15 protein-coding genes are annotated in these 20765 nt (G+C 55.0%); all 15 read left to right on the plus strand.

Features of this window, described 5'->3' with window-relative positions:
* Positions 1–1218 precede the first annotated feature (1218 nt).
* Positions 1219–3645, plus strand: coding sequence for a polysaccharide biosynthesis tyrosine autokinase (locus TBK1r_RS17235; RefSeq protein ID WP_145213110.1), 2427 nt, complete (start codon positions 1219–1221; stop codon positions 3643–3645).
* Positions 3646–3714: 69 nt separating this feature from the next.
* Positions 3715–5400: a sugar transferase gene (locus tag TBK1r_RS17240; protein WP_419581448.1), complete on the plus strand. Its 1686-nt coding sequence runs from the start codon at positions 3715–3717 to the stop codon at positions 5398–5400.
* A 324-nt stretch (positions 5401–5724) separates the two neighbouring features.
* On the plus strand, positions 5725–6843 hold the full coding sequence (gmd, locus tag TBK1r_RS17245) for a GDP-mannose 4,6-dehydratase (RefSeq protein WP_145213113.1): 1119 nt from the start codon (positions 5725–5727) through the stop codon (positions 6841–6843).
* A 41-nt stretch (positions 6844–6884) separates the two neighbouring features.
* A complete protein-coding gene (locus TBK1r_RS17250) occupies positions 6885–8225 on the plus strand; it encodes a lipopolysaccharide biosynthesis protein (RefSeq protein WP_145213116.1) in 1341 nt (446 codons plus the stop codon).
* 21 nt (positions 8226–8246) lie between these two features.
* A complete protein-coding gene (locus TBK1r_RS17255) occupies positions 8247–9101 on the plus strand; it encodes a polysaccharide pyruvyl transferase family protein (protein WP_145213119.1) in 855 nt (284 codons plus the stop codon).
* Between the two features lie 31 nt (positions 9102–9132).
* Positions 9133–10170 carry a glycosyltransferase family 4 protein gene (locus TBK1r_RS17260; protein WP_145213122.1) on the plus strand — a complete coding sequence of 346 codons (1038 nt, stop codon included), beginning with the start codon at positions 9133–9135 and terminating at the stop codon, positions 10168–10170.
* Between the two features lie 60 nt (positions 10171–10230).
* The gene (locus TBK1r_RS17265) at positions 10231–11193 is read left to right on the plus strand and encodes a hypothetical protein (RefSeq protein ID WP_145213124.1); all 963 of its coding nucleotides are present in this window, start codon (positions 10231–10233) and stop codon (positions 11191–11193) included.
* A 1094-nt stretch (positions 11194–12287) separates the two neighbouring features.
* Positions 12288–12542, plus strand: a complete 255-nt coding sequence (locus TBK1r_RS38620) for a hypothetical protein (RefSeq protein ID WP_419581449.1) — start codon at positions 12288–12290, stop codon at positions 12540–12542.
* A 268-nt stretch (positions 12543–12810) separates the two neighbouring features.
* Positions 12811–13650, plus strand: coding sequence for a glycosyltransferase family 4 protein (locus TBK1r_RS17280; RefSeq protein ID WP_419581568.1), 840 nt, complete (start codon positions 12811–12813; stop codon positions 13648–13650).
* A gap of 4 nt (positions 13651–13654) precedes the next feature.
* Entirely contained in the window at positions 13655–14683 is a 1029-nt protein-coding gene (locus tag TBK1r_RS17285) for a glycosyltransferase family 2 protein (protein ID WP_419581450.1), read from the plus strand.
* Between the two features lie 197 nt (positions 14684–14880).
* The gene (locus TBK1r_RS17290; protein WP_145213136.1) at positions 14881–16185 is read left to right on the plus strand and encodes a hypothetical protein; all 1305 of its coding nucleotides are present in this window, start codon (positions 14881–14883) and stop codon (positions 16183–16185) included.
* Positions 16186–16647: 462 nt separating this feature from the next.
* Entirely contained in the window at positions 16648–17595 is a 948-nt protein-coding gene (locus tag TBK1r_RS17295) for a glycosyltransferase family 4 protein (protein ID WP_419581569.1), read from the plus strand.
* Between the two features lie 183 nt (positions 17596–17778).
* Positions 17779–18825, plus strand: a complete 1047-nt coding sequence (locus TBK1r_RS17300) for a glycosyltransferase family 4 protein (RefSeq protein ID WP_419581451.1) — start codon at positions 17779–17781, stop codon at positions 18823–18825.
* A 38-nt stretch (positions 18826–18863) separates the two neighbouring features.
* Positions 18864–19499 carry an acyltransferase gene (locus TBK1r_RS17305; protein WP_419581452.1) on the plus strand — a complete coding sequence of 212 codons (636 nt, stop codon included), beginning with the start codon at positions 18864–18866 and terminating at the stop codon, positions 19497–19499.
* A 39-nt stretch (positions 19500–19538) separates the two neighbouring features.
* Positions 19539–20762 carry a glycosyltransferase gene (locus tag TBK1r_RS17310; protein WP_419581453.1) on the plus strand — a complete coding sequence of 408 codons (1224 nt, stop codon included), beginning with the start codon at positions 19539–19541 and terminating at the stop codon, positions 20760–20762.
* Positions 20763–20765 lie beyond the last annotated feature (3 nt).

Here is a 20765-nt window from a genome sequence, read left to right on the forward strand (position 1 = left end):
CATGCTTGCTAGTCAGCAAGTGAGACGATTCGCGCTTTCAATGATGCGACGACGTGCGTCGGTAACATCATGTCCATCATGTGTGTGGGTTCGGGATTCTGCTCGTTAGGAATGTGTGAACCCACCTTTGCCAACGCGCTTCGTCCTGGTGTCGCAAAGAAATTTTGCAAAATAAATTTTCAGTGAAGGGCAGCGATCGGCCTTAGGTGTCGGTTCGGCGAGGTCCCCTTCCTGTTGCTTAAGGGGGCACTGGATAACATCGCCAAAATTCCCCAACAGCAGAATGGGGGGACATCACTCCGACTTGATCTTGCCCCGGATGAATTCGCTTGACAGTTTTTGAATCGATGTAGAATCGGGACGTCGATTGGCGGCGACACACTCATGACAGAGCGCACCTTTCGCTGGAGCGAAAACTTGAATTGCCAACGCCCCAATGACGACCGCGCAAGCGTGTTCTCATTGAAAATGATTACGGAGATGACGCAGCGATTGACTGATCGATGCTGCGGATTGAAACGGCTCATGGACCGAACGATGGATAACGCGGTGTGCCCGCAAGTAAACCGAGCCGATGCGGTGATCTCTGTTTCTATCAGCCAATTTGCTCCTTGCCAGACGATCTCTCCCTGGCCCTTGGACCGTTTTCCCCTTCACCTCCGCACCGCCGCTCTCGCGCCCGGTGTTGTTCATCTCGACCAGCGTGTAGGGCGACCGCCGCCAGATTCTTTTTGATGACCTGCTTACCGGCATTGGATTGCCCAGCCGACTTGAATTCCAACATCGATTGAGCCGTTGATTGGCTCGCAGTGAGCTGAATTTGCGCACCGTGGGTGCCCTGAAGTTCTAAAAAGTGATCTCGTGACGCCACGTCGAATCGGGATCTAATGCTTGATAAAGCAACTATTGACAAGTGCACAGTTGTTTTGTGAATGGGGTGCATGTCACCCAAGCGGACGAAGTCCGCAGTGATCGATCGATGGTCGATTTTGCGTCCGGTGAATGTCACCCAAGTGGACGAAGTCCAGGTTGAGAAGTGGGGTAAGCATCCTGCTTGCCTGTTCCGGCGAAGCTTGCCTGACACACCGATCAGCGAAGAACGCAAGCTGGAAGCGTACGCCACTTCATGCAAATTTTGAATGAAGAAACCCCTATATCCCACGCTCGCGTTTGCCCTCTTCTCGCTTCAGACGCGCTCCCTCCCTCCCCACTGAAACCATGAAACGTTACCAAGACGAAGCTCTGGATGCCGATGACGGCCCCGAGCTGAATATCGACCTGCTCGGCATCGTTCGCCGCCGTTTCCATTTGATCATGTTGGGCGTCCTGGTCGGCGCGACATGTGCCACGATTTACTTTGTCAAGCAGAAACCGGTTTACGAATCACAGCTGGCCGTACTGGTGGGCCAGTTATCCAGTGAGATGGCGAGTACGGGCGTGCGTAGCACCTCCGATGGCGCCGTGACGATGCAAGACGAAATCTTGTCCACGCACATTGAGCTCTTCGGCAGCCCCAAGGTGCTTCAGCAAGCGATCGATCGAGCGAAATTGAACCGCAGTGTCGGCCAACTGCGAGGCGGTTTATCGATCAGCAAGGGAGGCCAGGGGGCGGGCGCGAGTGCAAGTATCTTGCGAGCGACGTATCGGGATGGCGATCCCGAAGTTGCGGCCAAGGTGCTGCAAGCCATTTTCGATTCGTATCAGCTTTACATCGATGGCCAGTCGCACGATGTGGGAGCCGAAGCGGTTGAGTTGATTGCCAAGGCTCAGGACCAAAACGAAGTCGCACTTCAAAAGGCCGACCAAGAGTACCGTGACTTCGTAGCGTCCGTACCGGCCTTGTTGAACGTCAGCGGCAGCGGAGTAGGAAACCTCGAGGACATCCATCGGACCCGACTAAAGAGCATCGAGAGCGAGCTTGCCAACGTGCGGACGGCCCTCGCGTCAGCTCGCTCACGACGGCTTGTCATTGCCGACGCGGTCAAGGGCAAGACCCCGGAAGACTTGACCGACGCCGCGGTGATGACGCTATTGACCGAAGAAGACATTGCTCGGTTGCAGACACTGATCAGCATCGCGAAAGAACGGAAGGCCGGGGATGATAGCCTCGACATCGCTCGGATCGTCGCGAACACGTCTAGCACATCGAAAGTCAATCGCTTGATGGGGTTGCTCAGTCAGCGACAGGTCATGCGCGCCACCTACGGTGCGGGCCACCCCAGCGTGGTTGCACTGGACACCGAAATCGCCAGCATCCAGAAATTCAGTCCACAGGATGGTGATGAACAGCCCGACTCCGCAAAGAGCGAGTTTGATGTTCCGCCTGCCGAAATCCTGGCGACTTATTACGCCGTTCTGAAGAGCGACATTAACGAGTTTGCCAGACGTGAATCCGAACTGCTCGCACTTTCGCAACAAGAGTCCAAACTGGCCAAGGAAGTTGAGCTGAGCTTCCTCAAAGGGACAGCGCTCAAGGCCAACCTCGACCGGGCGCAGGCTCGTTATGACGAAGTGTTCAAGCGTCTGCAGGAACTCAATCTCACCAACGACTACTCCGGGTTTTCAACGGACTTGCTGGTCATGCCCGTTCCGGCCAGTCTGCCCGTTTGGCCGGCGAAGTCAAAGATCGCAATGATGGGAATCATGGGCGGCATCATGCTGGGCTTGGGACTAGCGATGCTGGCCGAGCTGGCCGACCGCACATTCCGAAATCCCGAGGAAGTCGAAAGCGTGGTCGGAGCGCCGATCTTAGCCCACATGCCGATGCTTCCTGAATCAAAACTTCAAAAACAAGCGATCAAAGATTCCGACATCTCACCGATGGTCGCCGCGTTCCACATTCCTCGGGCGACCGATGCCGAAACCTTTCGTGTCATTCGAACGTCCATCCTGTTTTTGGCAAAGAAACAGTCGAAACAAGTGTTTCTTATAACCAGCCCCAGTCCCTCGGACGGAAAGTCGACGACGATCGCCAACCTGGCTGTTTCGATGGCGCAAGCCGGAAAACGGGTGCTGTTGGTCGACGCGGACTTGCGGCGGCCCATGGTCTCGAAAACCTTTGGCATTGAGCGTTCGCCTGGCCTTTCGGACTATTTGAATCGCGTGGTCTGCTTTTCGGAATGCCTGCACGAATGCGAGCAGATCAATCTGACGTTGTGTCCGGCCGGTTCGCGGACCTCGGCTCCGTCGGAGCTGCTGGAATCGGACTCTTTCGCGGAATTCATCGCGGAGGCGCGCCAATCCTTTGACATGGTATTCATTGACTCCCCGCCCCTGCTGGCGGTGACTGATCCGGCGATCATCACACTGCACGTCGACAGCTGCCTGCTGACGGTGCGGATTGAAAAGAACAACCGAACGCTCGTCGAGCGTGCCGCTGAAATACTCCGGGACCAGTGTGTGCCGATCGATGGCGTGATCGTTAACGGCCGTGATTCACGTCGTCGCGGCTATGGATACAGCAGCTACAACTATTACGGAAAAGACCAGTACGGCTACGTCGACGGCTACCGACGTTACTACGAATCCGACGACGAAGATGCCCCGACTTCCTCCAACGGGCGCTCGCGGAAGCGGGTCAATGGCAAAGCGGCCAAGATGAACGGGCATGCCGCTAGCGATCGCTTGATTACAGGCAAACGTTGATCGGATGCCTTGTCCTCTCAGTTCAATGATGTTTTTTAATCGATCGGGTCACGGAAGAACATGAATGCGATGAGCACGACAGCAAAAAAACCGTCGAACGTCCGCCCGGTGATGCAGAATGTGGTGGCGACGCCCCCGTCCGATTCGGACAGTCGTCTCGATGCCGCGTCGCTGCAAAAGCTTGGCACGTCGACGGCGTTGACCCTGGGTAGAAAACAGGCATGGTATGACTTCCGCTCAACCTTGCCGCTATTGGTTTCCGACATCCTTGCCAGCAGTGTTGCGGTCACAGCCGCGACGCTGGTTCATCGCTGGAATGGTGGAACGCCGCACCCGGCGTTTTGCATCAGCGTGGTGCTACTGGTCGTCTTGATGCACCGCATCCACGGTTTGTACCCCGCGTGCGGTGCAAGTTACGCGCAAGAGTTTCGCGGAATCATGCAGACCTGCATCGTCGTGACCGTGGGTGTCGCGTTCGGGCTGTTGATGAGTTCCAGTTTGAACGCATTCCCTTGGCTCTGCTGGGCCACCCTATCGATCACGTTGTTCTTCAGCCTGGCCGCGGTGCGTCCGATAGCGAGACGAATCCTGAGTCCGTTTGACTGGTGGACCCAGCCTGTGGTCATCGTCGGCAACGGTGCTGCGAGTCGGCAGCTGTATGACCGACTGGACCGATCGCGACACGAAGGATTGCGTCCGGCGGGAATCATTTTTGACCCCACTCGACACTGGGACGGATCCCCGGCGACGCATGCACCCGAACAGAAAACTACGAAGTCCCAAATTCGCGATCAGGCCGACGGTCAGTTCTATCGAATTGATTCGACCGAAGGAGTACGACGCCCGAACGGTAGCCCAAGCGGCAACGGCGCCCCGGTGCGTCGCTCGGAGAGTTGCTGGTTAGGGCCGACGACGGAGCTGGAATCGATCCTTCGTGGAACCGGGGCCTGCCGGCTCGCCCTGGCCGAACAGGACGCCGGCCAATGGCAAGACTTTCACGCCTTTCACGGGATTCCGCACGTGATGCTGCCGATGGACTTCTCCTACCATCCGACCGAATCGGTGCGGCTGGCCGAGCGGGGATCGGGGATCGAGCTGCATTGTTACACGGCGCTTACCAGTCCCCATGCCCAGTTGGCCAAACGGGTGATCGACCTTGTCTTGGTGTTGCTGACCCTCCCGTTCTGGTTGCCATTGATGATCGCCATCGCGATCGCCATCAAGGTGTTTGATCCCGGGCCGGTGTTCTACTACCAAGACCGCGTCGGCAGGTTCCGCAGCCCATTTCGAGCGATCAAGTTCCGCAGCATGGTTTGCGACGCGGATCGTCGGTTGAGCGAGTACCTGCAGAAAAACCCACAGATGATGAAGGAGTGGAAGCGAACCCACAAGCTGCAGAAAGACCCGCGAGTCACAAAGATCGGCGTATTCCTGAGAAAGACCAGCCTGGACGAACTGCCGCAACTATTTAACGTGTTGCTCGGGGAGATGAGTTTGGTCGGGCCACGACCGATCATCGACAGCGGTGACTACGACCGCGAATACATCCAAGAGTATCCGGAAGTCTTTGAGCTGTACCAAATGGTGCGGCCTGGAATCACCGGGCTGTGGCAAGTCTCCGGCCGGAATTCCACCAGCTACACGCAGCGCGTGTTCATGGATCGCTTCTACCTCCACAACTGGTCGATCAGCCTGGACATCTTCATCCTCTGGCGAACCGTCAAAACCGCCCTGCTCCGAGAAGGAGCGTGTTGATGGGAGACAAGGAGATTATGCGGAGCAGGAGACGAGAAGAGGAGCGATTGCAAGCGAATTTTTTCGCGTGGCAGCTACACTCGGCGCTTTTCAACGCGACCTGCTGACGCCCGCCATCCAATCCCTCTCTCCGTGTCTCCCTCTCTCCGTGTCTCCCCCTCTCCGTGTCTCCCCCTCTCCGTGTCTCCCCCTCTCCGTGTCTCCCCCTCACTTTCCTACTGACTATTGCCAACGCTCGTTCTCTTTCTTCCTGCTAACAGCTAACAGCTAACTGCTAACTGCTAACTGCTAACCGCTAACAGCTAACAGCTAACTCTCTGCCCAATGAAAAAAGCACTCATCACCGGCATCACCGGTCAAGACGGATCGTACCTGGCGGAGTTCTTGCTGGAGAAAGGCTACGAGGTCCACGGCATCAAACGCCGGGCGTCTTCGTTCAACACCGACCGGATCGATCACATCTATCAGTCGCCGCACGAAGAGCAACCGCAATTCAAGTTGCACTACGGCGACCTGACCGACACGTCCAACCTGACGCGGATCATCAACGCGGTGCAGCCCGACGAAGTTTACAACTTGGGTGCCCAGTCGCACGTCGCGGTCTCGTTCGAGTCACCCGAGTACACCGCCGACGTCGATGCGATCGGAACGCTACGACTACTCGAAGCGATTCGATTCCTGGGACTGGAAAAGAAGACACGCTTCTACCAGGCCTCCACGTCAGAGCTCTTCGGCTTGGTCCAAGAGATCCCGCAGAAAGAGACCACGCCGTTTTACCCCCGGTCGCCTTATGCGGCGGCGAAGATGTACGCGTACTGGATCACGGTCAACTACCGCGAGTCGTACGGGATGTATGCCTGCAACGGAATCCTGTTCAATCACGAATCACCGCGGCGGGGCGAGACCTTCGTCACGCGAAAGATCACACGAGGGATCTCCAACATCGCTCAAGGCCTAGAAGAATGCCTGTACCTGGGCAACATGGACGCGTTACGAGATTGGGGGCACGCCAAAGACTACGTACGGATGCAGTGGATGATGTTGCAGCAGGAGCAAGCCGATGATTTCGTGATCGCGACGGGAAAACAGATCAGTGTGCGAGAGTTCGTCAAGCTGTCGGCGAACGAGGCCGGCCTGGAGATCGAATTTTCCGGCAACGGTGTCGACGAGATCGCAACGGTCACGCAAGTCACCGACAGCGGAAAAGCCCCGTACGTGAACCCCGGCGACGTGATCGTCCGAGTCGACCCCCGCTACTTCCGCCCGGCCGAAGTGGAAACGCTGCTGGGAGACCCGACCAAAGCCAAAGAAAAACTCGGCTGGGAATGCGAGATCAGCGTCGAGGAAATGTGCGCCGAAATGGTCGCCAACGACCTCGAAAACGCCCGCAAGCACGCCCTCCTCAAACTCCACGGCCACACGGTCAGCGTGGCGGTGGAGTAGCACGCTGATTACCCGACGATCTCAATGCGACGAACACGTAAGTGAAATTGCAATCTGAATCGGAATGCTCCCTCTGGAACCCGGCCAGTTGGTGGTACATCGCAGACCGGTTCTTCAGCCAGCATGCGCGGTTATCGCGAGCTTGGACCCTCGGAAAACTGTGTGGGATCACCGGATCGGCGCAAGTCACGGTACAGGCGATCGGATTCCTAAGCGGATTAGTGACCATTCAATTGCTGCCGCCTCGTGAGTATGCGCTTTACACGCTCGCAACAACGATGCTCGGCACGATGACGTTGCTCGCCGACGGTGGAGTCGCTACGGGGGTTATGGCCCAGGGGGGAAAGGTTTGGCAAGACCGCGCACAACTCGGCAAGGTGCTGGTGACCGGCTTGAAAATGCGAAAGCAATTTGCAATCTGGAGTCTCGTCTTTGGCGTACCGGTGCTGCTCTGTTTGCTTCGACATCACGGCGCATCGTGGCTCTCGTCAGGATTCATCGTTCTCTGTATTGTGCCCGCGCTCTTTACGACATTGTCCGCCAAATTGCTTGAAATTGCGCCTAAACTCACTCAGGACATTGGTCCACTTCAAGGAGTGCAGGTTAGTTTGAATGCCAGTCGGTTCGCCATGGTCGGGCCCTTGCTCCTGCTATTTCCCTCTGCTGGGATCGCACTTCTTGCAAACGGAATCGCTCAGCTACTTGCCAATGGCCGGCTGAGAAAACTTTCGGACGCGTATGCCGACCTCTCCGAGCGGGAGGATCCGGTGGTGCGGCGAGATATCCTTGGAATCGTCAAAAGAGTCTTACCCGGCGCGATTTACAGTACGTTCTCAGCCCAGCTCACGATCTGGCTGATTTCGATTTTTGGATCGACGGAGTCGTTAGCCGAAGTCGCAGCGATCAGCAAGGTGCTGATGGTCTTGTCGCTGTTTACCGTCATTTTTTCGACTCTGGTAGCACCTCGTTTTGCACGATTGCAACGGAATAAGCACAACTTGACGATGGTCTTCGTGAAGGTCCAATTTTCGGTGGTCACGTTGCTAATTTGTGCCGGGCTACTGGCATCCTGCTTCAGCACACAGTTAACTGCGATACTCGGATCAAACTACACCGGTACCGCGTACGTGTTTCAGCTACAGCTAGTCAGTTCGATCTTGAGCGTTATTGGTGGTTGTGGATACAGCTTGCTGACGGCACGGGGAATTGTCCCCGCACCGTATCTCTTTATTCCGATGTCCCTGGTTTTCAAAGTTGCTCCGTTTCTGTACTTCTCGCCCACCAGTGTCGTCGGAGTCCTTCTGGCAGCGATCGTGTCGACCTCACTATATCTTTGCATGCTGCACGCGTTTGCAATCACATCTTTAAGAAAGAGCGGGTAGCGACAGCCCCGTTTCCCACGAATGAACTACCGGCTTGAGTATTACCGTGCCCCAAGTGGCAATTTTGGAGATGACCTAAATCTGCACTTGTTCACCCGTCTGCTCGGTCCGAGCGACCCCACTAGCAAGAACTCACTGATCGCGATCGGCAGTTTGCTTCACCGGCAAACGCTCGACAATCTTGCGATTCCGGACGACAACCGAATCCACGTCTTTGGAACCGGTGCCAGGGGCCCCGAAGCAGCATGTCTGGGAGACAACGTAAGGTTTCACTTCACCCGCGGGCCTTTGACTGCAAGTGTCTATTCCAAACCGTTCATCGCCGATCCTGCTTATTTAGTCAAGTTAGTTGCCTCTCAGGATGCTGGTGCCGACGCCGTCGGGTTTATGCCGCATATTCATAGCGAGAAGCTTGTCAACTGGGCCATGATCTGTTCTACGGTCGGTTGCCAATACATTTCACCTACAAACGATGTGGAGACAACACTAGCGGCGATTTGTCGCTGCAAACTCATAGTGACCGAAGCGATGCACGGGGCGATCGTCGCCGATGCACTCGGTATCCCCTGGGTTCGGTTTCGTTTCGCGTCTCACTTTCGCGAAAGCATCTCGACATCGGAATTCAAGTGGAGTGATTGGCTGCTGTCTGTGAAAGCTGTTCCGGTTGTTTTTGAAATCAATTTTGCTGACGTCCTGGCTCGACTCGACGGAAAATTGCTTGCGTTGCCAGTTCGACGGCTCTTTGAGCGGAAACTCATCCGAAAACTCCGTTCAGCGTCAATCTCTCAGGGAAGTCTATCCAATACAGAGACACGCCGAGACACCTTGGTCGCTCTAGAAGCATCTTTAAGAAACCTTGAGCGTGAGCTTGCATAACAAATGTTGCTTCACAAATGAGTACTCTATCGTGAAACCAACGATTCTCGAAACATCTACTCCATGGTTCGGTGGACACACCGGTTACGAATGCCTGCGACTGTGGATCAGTCAGATATCCGATGTGACGGTCGTCAAACCGAAAAGGAATCTCGTCTCTCGCCTGAAAGGCAAGTGGCTCAGTCTACGTCGTGGATTTGGGAATGCACCACAGCAGCATGTCGCCGCAATTTACAATTTCAGTCAACGCGTAAAGCGATCGGCAGGAGTTGGCCACATCATCTATGGTGAAGAATTCCTTCCCTATGCCGACATCCTCTCGGATGAAGTACTAAGCCGGACTTTGTTCACCTTCCACCAGCCCCTCTGCCAATGGAACAAGCAGCAACTTGAGCGTCTCGGTTCGATTGAACACGCACTCTTCTTATACGACCGAGACAAGCAGGCCTTTCGAAGTTACTTGCGCTCGCCACCTTCATTTATTTTGCATGGCGTTGACACCGATTTCTTTTGCCCGGGTCAGTATGACGAACCAAAACGTTTGCTGTACAACGGAATTCACCTACGCAATGTAGAGATGTTTTATCGCGTGGTTGCCGCTCTGCAGAAAAACTTTCCTTCTCTCTGCTTTGATGCATTGGTGCCGGAACATCGACGTGACTTACCGCTATTCAGGCAACTTGCCAACAATCCAAGAATATCTTGGCATTCGGGCTTAAGCGACAGTGAACTTCGAGACCTATACCAACGCTCCTACCTTACTTTGACTCCGATGAATGACAGCGGTGCGAACACGGCGATCGTCGAGGCACTTGCCTCTGGGCTTCCCATCGTGACGACAGATGTTGGAGGGATCCAAAACTATGGGGGTGGGACGATCTTCCCGATCGTTCAAAACAATGATGACGATGCGATGGTAGAGCTCGTAACAAAGTACCTGAAAGCGCCCGAATATCGGCAAAGCGTGTCGGTGAAGTCCCGTGCGTTTTCAGTCGAAAAACTTAGCTGGAGCTGTGTCGCTGTAGAACACCTGAGGCTATATCAATCGATCGCATCGTCTTGTACTTGAAATGTTAGTCGTATTACTCTCACGGTCCGCGTCGATTCGCATTCCACGGAAACTCGCAAAATGAAATCCTCGGTATGCACACTTTTTGAGGGCCATTACCACTACGGCGTGGCGGCTTTAACGAACTCGTTGTATCAAAATGGGTATCGTGGCACCGTGTATGCTGGCTACCGTGGTGGCCTGCCGGGCTGGACGGTCGAAGCCGAGCGTCGCTCCACAGGACAGTGGTCGGATGCAACGTCCCTGCAGGTGGCCGACGGGCTGGAGATCGTATTTCTTCCGCTGGAAACGCCGTATCACCTGACCAACTACAAGCCCGACTTTATGCTTGAGTTGCTCGACGGACCTGCCGCCGATACGGATGCAATCTTTTATTTGGATCCCGATATCTGCGTCGCCGACGATTGGCAGGTCTTTTGCGACTGGGTGTCCTGTGGAGTCGCATTGTGCGAGGACGTGAACTCGCCGCTGCCTAAGAACCATCCTCGGCGGGTTGGCTGGCGGCGATACTATGAAAACAAGGGTTTTTCGCTGAACTTCAAGGGAAGAGAGTACGTAAACGGAGGATTCGTAGGCCTGCGTTCCGACGCTCGTGGTTTCCTCGAACAGTGGAAGGCACTCATGTTGGCCATGGGGGATGTGATCGGCGGGCTGGGTGCGGCGAAAGTCGAACTTGGCCAGGAGTTCGAAGGCAAGGGATTCTTCTCATGTTTCGACGCGAGCGATCAGGACGGACTAAACGCGGCGATCGAGGCAACCGATTTTGAATTCAGCGTGATCGGCCAAGAAGCGATGGGATTTAAACCGGGGGCTGCGATTTTGCCGCACGCCTTGGGCCAGCCGAAACCATGGAAAAAGCGGTTCCTCGGAGATTCGCTGAAAGGCAAATCGCCCAGACTTGTCGACAAAGAGTTTTTGAAGAACGTGAGTCCCATCGGGTTCTACATGCCAAGCGAGATCTTCATGCGGAGGTTGTCGTGTTTCATGGCGTCGGGGATCGGACGCTTTGTGCGCCGCGCATGACCCAAGATTACCTGCAACACCATCCAGCCTCGGAAAGTGCAGGATCCGAAAGGCTGCTTCTTTCTTTTGTGTGGCATATCAAGATGCATTTCGGTCCGGTCAATAATGTGATTGACTGCGTTATTCCTGGAGTCTGCAATCACGCGAAGGGCGCAGATCAGATGTGTTTAACTTGGCGATCGCACTGGCGCTAACGAGCAATGAATATCGCATTTCTGTGCGGTTGCCTTGAACCGGGGTGTGATGGGGTCGGCGACTACACGCGACGGTTTGCCGGCGAACTTGCTCACCAAGGACATCGGGTTGTGGCGGTCGCTTTAAACGACCATCACGCGAGCCGTTCGGGCCCTGGCAGTGGCCTCAGCGGCACAGTCGATTTTGAAGTTACCGGATCCGTTCAGTCCGTCAATGACTCGAAACTGCAAACCTTGCGTCTGCATCCATCCGTGCCTTGGGACAATCGGATTCAATCGGCAAGAACGTTTCTTCAGTTTCATGACCCCGACGTCGTTAGCTTGCAGTTTGTTCCTTATTCGTTTCATCATAAGGGTATTCCGGTTCGATTGGCTCGGCGACTTCAAAGCATTGGCGGCCACTTCCATTGGCATATCATGTGTCACGAGCTATGGGTCGGACTCGGCAGCTCGCCGCCGTTTCGGCACCAACTCCTGGGTGCAATCCAGAGGAATATTTTGGCATCGATTATTTCACGTTTACGTCCTTGCCGAGTCGATTCTCACGCATCGCCCTATATCGAACTACTTAGGAAGTTGACGAACCATGTCGGTCAGGTGCCATTGTTCAGTAACATTCCCGTGGAACCTCAGCACGCTCCGCATGACGATTCGGGGCCAATCCGATTCTGCTTCTTCGGATCTGTACATGGTGGCTGGGGTATCGAGGAGGCAGCCAGTCTGCTCCATCGGATTACCGCCTCCTATGGACGAACTCCCCTGATCTGTGCAATCGGAAGTGGCGGCGCGGGGGCTAGCAAAACCTGGGAGCGGTTCCGAACAGCCGGTGTCCCAGTCGAGGAAAACGGCAGATGCGCTGAACCCAGGGTGTCGGCTTTACTCCAATCGTGTGATTTCGGATTGAGCGCATCTTCCCCGGACTTGATCGAGAAGAGTGGCGCTGCTGCGGCGATGTTCGCCCACGGATTGCCCGTCGTCGTGACGCGGGCACCGATCTGGGGCGATCGGTTTGTCGATAAAGTGCGTCAGAATTGTCCACTCGCCATTTTTGGTGATGCGATTGACCAGCCGATGAAGCTCACACGACGGCAACCGGCAGAGCAATCTCTGCCTGAGGTCGCGAGCCGATTTGCGGCGTCACTTTCGACTTTGTGAACAAAACTGCAATCGAGGAATACCCATCAAAATTGCTTTGATCGCGACGGGCTTGGGCATCGTTAATCGCGGATTTGAGGTATCGGCAACACAGTGGGCGTCCGCGCTCCGTGCCCACGGAGCCGACATCGAGCTTCTCTCTGGTGGGGCACATCCTACTGCGCGGAAAATTCCATGCCTGGCGCAGACGGGTTGGGTTGCAAGCTGCATGCGAAGCGTAAAGTTAATCAATGACGGGGCGCGGCTTCAGCAACGCAGTTTTTCGCCAATGGCGAAGCGGGCGATATCGCGATTCAGACCCGATTACGTTTGGCTACAAGAAGGGACTCTGGCTCGGTCGCTCCAACGCTGGATTCAGCGGAATCATATTCCCACCCGAATCGTCTTCTGTGATGGCGCCCCCGTCGGCCCGGAGTATTCTTCGGAATTTGACCTCGTCGTGAACCTGACGCCGACGGCCCGTGAGGAACTCGTATCGTATGGGTATCCAGAGTCTCGGACCCGGCTGATACCGCATCCGGTAACGATTCCGGAGCCGACGATGGATCGTTCAACCTGGCGACAATCTTTCGGGTTTCGCGAGACCGACCGACTGGTCATCTCGGTCGCGGCTTGGAATTCGCATCATAAACGAATCGACTATGTGATCCGCGAGATGGAAAAGGTGCGTCGTGATCACGAGCAGTACAAGCTACTTTTGTGCGGCCAACCGACGCCAGAATCGCCCGGGCTCCAGAAGCTGGCACATGAGCTACTGGGAGAGAATGTGCGGTGGATGACGCTTCCGCTTACAGAGTTATCAAATGCTTACCATGCGGCCGATTTGTTTGTTTTGGCAAGTCATAATGAAGCGTTGGGGGCAGTGATTGCCGAGGCTGCGATTGCCGGTTTACCGATCATTTGCAATGATTTCCCTGCTGCTCGCTACATCCTCGGTAACCACCCTGGGATCCTCGACCTGCGTTGCGACGGAGCCCTCGCGGAGGCGATCAGTAGCAGCACGGCCATCCGCGGTGCAGCGAGCGTCACGGAGAGAGTGAAGTCTCAGTTCTGTCCTCGGCGACTCGCGTACGAACTGGTTGAGTTCCTTGAGGGTGTCGATGCGTAGCCAAATGAAGATTGCGGTCTGCATTCCGACATTCAACCAATCCAAGTATCTCCGCATTGCCGTGCGGAGCGCACTTGAGCAATCGGGGGTGGAAACGGAGGTCTGGGTTTCGGATGATGCGAGTACGGACGAGACGCCGATGGTCATGCGCGAGTTCGAGAATGACCCGCGAGTGCGTTATCACCGGCACGCGAAGAATCAAGGGATCGCCGCTAACGCGGGCTGGGTGATGGAACAGCCCGGCACTCCTTATTTCGTACGTTTGGACTCCGATGACGTTTTAAAACCGGACTATTGTCGCGTCTTATCCGAGATGCTTTGCCGGCACCCGGATTCAGCAGTTGCTCACTGCGCCATTGAGGAAATTGACGAACATGGAAAGCATAACCATCATCGGCGGTTAGGGCGCACCTCAGTTGAACAGACTGCCGAAGCAGCCCTTATTGGCGCTACCTCCGGCTATCGGGTGGCCGCGAACATTTGCATGTTTCGTACGTCCGCCCTTCGCCAGCTTCCATATGTCTACCGACCGGAGATGAATTTCGCTGAAGACTGGGATCTCTTTGTGCGACTTGCTGTCGCGGGGTGGAACAATGTCTATTGCAGCGACACACTCGCCGAATATCGAGTCTGGAGTGATGCGGGAGGGTATCGTTCAGGACGCAAAGCAAGTGAAATTCGCGGGGTCCTTCGTCTCTTTGAGGAAACCCTTCAGCCTGAGTGGGACCGACGAGATTGGGAGACCATTGACTTGTGGAAGGCACGTAGGCGACTGGCTGTAACCCACGCTAAAACCCTAGCAATGATCCCGCCCGATACGGAAGATTATCAAGAGGTACACGGCCTGCTTGAAGATTTGGCGGGGAACCGCGAAGTTATCGAATCACATCTGGCGTTTACGAAGTCAACGATCGGCAGATTCACCGAGTCCTTGGCCCAGCCCCGTCGGCGACTACGAGCCCATGCAAAGTCGGTCTACCTCCGAGTCGGCAAGATAATCCCGCTCGTCCAACGCGGCTTTTTTCGGCGATAGTTTGTATGCTCAACGATGATCGATCGATAGGATACCGCGTGAATCAGTCACTGAATCGAAGTCATCGGCGTAGTCCCCGCAACAGTCATGGAACACGCGCATCCAGCGAAACGATGACACGGATTCGATTTTGGATCTGTGTGTATCTAATTCTTTGGTTGATCGAGGGGGGGCTTCGCCGATGGATCCTTCCCGGCTTGGCAACGCCTCTTCTGGTCGTTCGCGATCCAGTGCTACTCGTCATCTATTGGCTGACGCTGAAATCTGGGGTGTTCCCCAAAAACACCCTGATCAGCGCAACGTTCTTTTTGGGGGCAGTAAGTTGGTTTTTTGCGGTCCTCCTGGGACACATGGATCCCCTCGTGGCTTCCTACGGCGTACGCTGTGACTTTTTCCATGTGCCTCTGATCTTTGTGATGGGACGCGTTTTGACACGTGCAGATGTGGATTCGGTTTGTCGAATCTCTCTATGGATTTCAATACCTTTTACGCTCTTACTCATTGCGCAGTTCTACTCGCCGCAAAGTTCCGTTTTAAACCGTGGCGTTGGAGGTGATCTTTCGGGTGCAGGTTTCTCTGGTGCGTTAGGAAGGTTTAGGCCGCCAGGAACGTTCAGCTTCATCAATGGGCCGGCTAGTTTGTATCCTATGTTGTGCTGTGCATGGTTCTATCTTGTTTACCGCCGCAAGATTTCCCTACTTCTGATGGGACTTTCCGGAGGCGCAATTTTATTGGCGATTCCATTTTCGATCAGTCGATCACTGTTTATCGGCGAGTTGATCGCGATCTGCTTCGGCGTCGCTGCGATCGCATTGGGCGGCGCAATGTCGTCCAGACTAATTTTCCGCAGTTTACTTGGAGGCGGCGTGGCAATCGCACTGTTTTGCTGTATCCCAGGGACTTCTGAAGCGTTTGCTGCATTCGCTGACCGATGGGAAAAATCAACGACGAATCGGGGCGGCGTCCAGGAGGCGATCGTGGGACGCGTCGTCGAGGGAATTGTTCGGCCGTTCGCCGACATGCCCGTCATGGGCTACGGGAGTGGGATTTCAACGATCGTTGGGCAGAAACTTGCAACGGGAACGCGGGGATTTGGTTATTCGGAAGGCGAGTGGGGGCGGATCCTCATGGAGGGAGGGCTGGTGCTTGGGCCGCTAGTCCTGAGCTATCGGATTTCAATCTTGTGTGTCTTGGCATGGGCGACGTGCAAAGCGGCACGGAGACGCGATTGGTGCTCGCTCCCCATTCTCGCAGTGAGCGCGCAAATGATTTTGCTCGGCCAATGGGGGCAAGCGACGTCGCTGGGGGCATCAATGATCACCGGAGGGTTTTGCCTGGCTGCTTCAAGACCTGCCAGCGTTGAGCACAGGACACGAAGAAGTCCTCCGCCACGCACCAGGCGACTAGCGAGACACACTTCGCGGCGCCGCGATCACACACCAGGCATTCCGAATCGGCCACCCGGGATTCAGGCTCCCGACGTTGCAACAGGCTACAATTAACATCGGTACCACGGCGATCGATTTGCTCTTGGCTTGCCGTGTGAAACGGCCGAATCTTCTGCGCAAAAGCGACCTTGGTGAACCTGCGCATCTGCGAACACAACTGAACTGGATACATTGATGATTCTAATTTCTCATCCAACCGGAAACAACAACGTTCGTGAAGCTGCGATTTCACTGGCTGATTCGAGGTTGCTCTCAGAGTTCCATCTAGGGATCGCAGCGTGCAACGGAAACTTTTTCGCGCAAGCAGCCCGACTACCCGGATTATCGGAGATACGCCGACGCAGCTACCATTCGAAATTATCATCTTTCTTGAAGCTACATCCCTGGAGAGAATCGGGACGATTGACAGCGTCGCGATTGGGGTGGAACTTCTTAACATCTCAAGAATCGAGCTTCTTCGGTATCGATTCTGTGTATCGGTCTTTTGACCGGGCTGTCGCCCGTCGGGTCGAGGCAATGGAATCGCAACTTGCGGCGGTATACTGCTACGAGGATGGGGCGTTTGAGACGTTTCGAGTTGCAAAACGTCTAGGCCTAAAATGTATCTATGACCTTCCAATCGCATATTGGCGCAAATCACGAGCACTTCTCGAACAGCAAGCGGAACGCTATCCGGCATGGGAACCGACTCTCGTCGGAACCCGCGATTCGAGTTCAAAATGTGCCCGAAAGGACTCTGAGTTAGAACTCGCTGACGCGATCCTATGCCCAAGCGGATTCGTGAGGGACTCACTTCCCCATGGTACAGTTGCCGACAAGCTTGTTAGCGTGACCCCGTTTGGGAGCCCCAGGCTGACACAGGTGTGTCAACAGGTGGTTAACAGTGATGCAGATGGTCCCAGAGGGCAGCAGACGCGGCTAAAGGTCCTCTTCGTAGGATCAATGACGCAACGAAAGGGCTTGGCAGACCTATTTGAGGCGATGAAGCTCCTTGACCCGACGCGGTTTGAACTACACGTTTTGGGGAGTCCGATCGTACCGATGGATTTTTATACCGAGCAGTATGGCGTGTTCATCCATCATGCGACGCGGCCACATGACCAGGTTCTCAAGTTGATGCGTTCGATGGATGCTTTCGTGCTTCCGTCCATTGTTGAAGGTCGAGCGCTCGTTCAACAAGAAGCTTTGGCATGTGGGTTACCCATTGTCGTGACGGCGAATGCCGGTGCGGAGGATCTAGTAGCAGATGAAACTGCCGGATTCCTGATTCCCGTAAACGATCCTCAAGCCATTGCGCTAAGACTCGAGCAATTGCAACAGGATCGCGATCTGTTGGCGGAGATGTCCTCTGCTGCAGTTGAAAAGGCAGCGGAATTGACCTGGGAAAGTTATCGCACTCAAGTTGTCGATGCGGTCAAGCAATGTTTACGAGCAGAAACATGTGTTTTCACGACGTTGCATTGAAGATACTGGGGCACGCGCTGAGACCTCCGATCGAACATTTCACCAAGCGAATTAGGCGTGCCTAAGCTCATCATCATCGGTAATTACCCGCCAGATCGCCAACAGAGCATGGAACGATTTGCTGAGATGTTGCGGCGGGGGGCGGAGGACCAGGGGATTGCCGCCGAGATTTGGCGGCCCGAAGTGCTTTTTGCGAAGAAGCACTCAAGCACGACGTCCGGGATTTCCAAGTGGCTCGGTTACCTCGACAAATGGGTGCGTTATCCACGAGTGCTTCGCAAGCGAATCGCAACGATGCGTCGCGACGGAACACTGCATGACGCTTGTTTTCACGTCGCAGATCACTCCAACGCGTTCTACATGCGGCAACTTCCCCCTGACCAATCTGCCATCACCTGCCATGATGTCCTGGCGATACGGGGAGCCCGGGGCGACGTGGATGCTCATTGCCCCGCATCGAAGGCCGGCAAGCTGATGCAGGCTTGGATCCTGCGGAATCTTACAAGATCCAAGAAGGTTGCAGCCGTCTCTGACACTACGCTCTCGCAGTTGAAGACTCTTTCAGAATCGGTGTCCGATGCCTGCCCGACGACTCAACGTGACTGGAGGGTCGTCCTCAACGGCTTTAACGCGAACTTCTCTCCAATGCCCTGTCATGAGGCGCAACCACTGCTTCAATCCGCGGGCATCGATCCCGAAGAATCGTTCCTTCTTCACATCGGTTCGTCGCTCGGTCGAAAGAACCGGGCGATGTTACTGGAGATGGCAGCGAAAGCTGGGACACAATGGAGGGGGGCAATTGTTTTTGCCGGTGCTCCGCTGACTTCTGAGCTCGAATTGCGGGCTTCGCAGCTGGGACTCGCAGAGAGAGTCATTCAGGTGCGACGTCCCGACCATGAAACGTTGAGGGCTCTCTACAGTCGCTGCTTTGCTTTTGTCTTCCCATCCTTTTCGGAAGGATTTGGGTGGCCGGTCATCGAGGCCCAGGCCTGTGGCGCTCCGGTAATCGCAAGCAACGTACCCCCAATGCCTGAAGTAAGTGGCGGTGCCGCCATTCATGTCGCCCCCGACGACGTTGCAGGTTTTGCTAACGCTCTGTTGAGTCTCGACGACCAATCGACACGGGTAGATCTAATTGAGCGAGGATGGCAGAACTGCGAGCGGTTTGACAGTGGCCGGATGATGGAGTCCTACTTGAATTTGTTTAACAATTCAGGGGCCGCCGTTTGACCGCCATGCGATTCGGGCTGAAGTGTTTGATCGTGTTGATGCCATGGTTCTTGCGACGGCGGATGCTGCAATGGGTGTTCGGTTACAAAATCCATCCTCAGGCCCGCATCCAAGCATCATGGATTTTCCCCCGTTACCTCGAAATGTCAGCCCACACGAGAATCGGTCTATTCAATGTCGCGATCCATCTTGATCGCATCGTGATGGATGAAAACGCGACGATCGGCCGAGGGAATTGGATCACCGGATTTCCAACCGGCACCGGTTCACGCCATTTTTCTCACCAAGTCGGCCGAGTCTCTGAGTTAGTGATGGAGCGTCATTCCGCCGTAACCAAACACCACCACCTCGACTGTACCAACCGAATTCGAATCGGCCGATTCGCGACGGTAGCTGGGTATCAATCGCAATTCCTCACTCACTCAATCGACCTTGTAGATTGTCGTCAATCGAGTGCTCCGATCGATATCGGTGACTACACGTTCGTTGGAACTAACGTCGTGGTCTTGGGCGGTGCCACGCTACCAGCACACAGCGTACTTGGCGCCTCTTCGCTCCTAAATAAGGGGTACGTTACTGAATTCATGCTGTACGGCGGAGTTCCCGCAAAACCGATTCAAGCGATATCCAAAGAAGCAAAGTACTTCCTGCGGACAGAAGGCTTCATCGCGTAATCGCGACTGACGACTATTACTAGCGTGACCAATACCAGAATGAAAGTTCTTCAAGTTGTCTCATCGATGAACCCCGACCAGGGAGGAGTTTGCCAAGGAATTCGGAACACGCTCCCGGCAATGGCATCGCTTAATTGCGACAATGATGTAGTGTGCCTGGACGGCGTCGATGACACCTTCGGAGTGAAGGATGCGTTCCGGGTCATCCGCCTCGGTGAGCGTGTCGGGCCGTGGGCGTATTCCAAGAAGCTCCGAGGCTGGCTGAGGAATTCTCTTCCGGATTACGATGCGGTTGTCATCAATGGATTGTGGACGTATCACTCGTTTGCAGTCACCAGCGTGGTTTCGCAATTACGACGCGAAGGTGTCACCAATTTGCCGCGAGTCTATGTGATGCCCCATGGCATGCTGGATCCGTGGTTTCAACGACAGCCTTCACGGCGACTTAAAGCGTATCGCAATTGGGCTTATTGGAAAGCGGCGGAACACCGAACGGTGCGACATGCGGACGGGTTGCTTTTTACCTGTCGCAAAGAATTGGAACTGGCACGAGAACCGTTCCGCCCCTATCGACCGAAGCAGGAAATTAACGTGGGCTATGGAGTCCCCTCCCCACCCCGATTTACCACGGAAATGAAGTCGGCCTTTTTGGAAGCCTGCCCGCAAGCGGTAAACCGTCCCTATCTGCTGTTCATTAGTCGAATACACCCGAAGAAGGGCGTTGACCTGTTGTTACGGGCCTACGCAGAGATGGCAGGCAAATATAAAACTGCCGAAGGAGTTCCTCTACTCGTTGTCGCTGGCCCCTGTGACTCGGCATACGCCGAGGAGATGAAGGAACTGGCGCGACAACTCGGCTTGTGGAATGCAATGCCCTCGATCGAAGACGGATCCAAGCCGCAAGTGACATTTCCCGGGATGCTTCGAGGCGATGCCAAGTGGGGTGCGTTCTACGGATGTGAGGCCTTCGTCCTTCCGAGTCATCAAGAGAACTTTGGGATCGCCGTGGTTGAAGCGCTTGCCTGCGGCAAACCGGTTTTGATTTCGAACCAGGTGAATATATGGGACGAGATCCAGGATTACGATGCTTGCCTTGTCGAAGATGATTCGCAAATCGGGACGAACCGTCTGATCGATCAATGGCTGAAACTATCTGCTGAAGCGAGAGGTGAGATGGGGCAGTCGGCTCTGCAATGCTATGGCAAGAATTATCGACCTGAATCGGTCGCAGCTCGATTCATCTCAGCGTTATCCGGGGCGTAGTCC

The sequence above is a fragment of the Stieleria magnilauensis genome, assembly GCA_007753675.1.
Taxonomy (GTDB): Bacteria; Planctomycetota; Planctomycetia; order Pirellulales; family Pirellulaceae; genus Stieleria; species Stieleria magnilauensis.

What these genes read in the sequence shown, in the direction of transcription:
- TBK1r_RS17255 (WP_145213119.1), top strand. Translation starts at nt 8,247, where the DNA reads ATGAACTACCGGCTTGAGTATTACCGTGCCCCAAGTGGCAATTTTGGA.
- TBK1r_RS17235 (WP_145213110.1), top strand. Translation starts at nt 1,219, where the DNA reads ATGAAACGTTACCAAGACGAAGCTCTGGATGCCGATGACGGCCCCGAG.
- TBK1r_RS17305 (WP_419581452.1), top strand. Translation starts at nt 18,864, where the DNA reads ATGCCATGGTTCTTGCGACGGCGGATGCTGCAATGGGTGTTCGGTTAC.
- TBK1r_RS17285 (WP_419581450.1), top strand. Translation starts at nt 13,655, where the DNA reads ATGAAGATTGCGGTCTGCATTCCGACATTCAACCAATCCAAGTATCTC.
- gmd (WP_145213113.1), top strand. Translation starts at nt 5,725, where the DNA reads ATGAAAAAAGCACTCATCACCGGCATCACCGGTCAAGACGGATCGTAC.
- TBK1r_RS17240 (WP_419581448.1), top strand. Translation starts at nt 3,715, where the DNA reads ATGAGCACGACAGCAAAAAAACCGTCGAACGTCCGCCCGGTGATGCAG.
- TBK1r_RS17265 (WP_145213124.1), top strand. Translation starts at nt 10,231, where the DNA reads ATGAAATCCTCGGTATGCACACTTTTTGAGGGCCATTACCACTACGGC.
- TBK1r_RS17280 (WP_419581568.1), top strand. Translation starts at nt 12,811, where the DNA reads ATGGCGAAGCGGGCGATATCGCGATTCAGACCCGATTACGTTTGGCTA.
- TBK1r_RS17310 (WP_419581453.1), top strand. Translation starts at nt 19,539, where the DNA reads ATGAAAGTTCTTCAAGTTGTCTCATCGATGAACCCCGACCAGGGAGGA.
- TBK1r_RS17295 (WP_419581569.1), top strand. Translation starts at nt 16,648, where the DNA reads ATGGAATCGCAACTTGCGGCGGTATACTGCTACGAGGATGGGGCGTTT.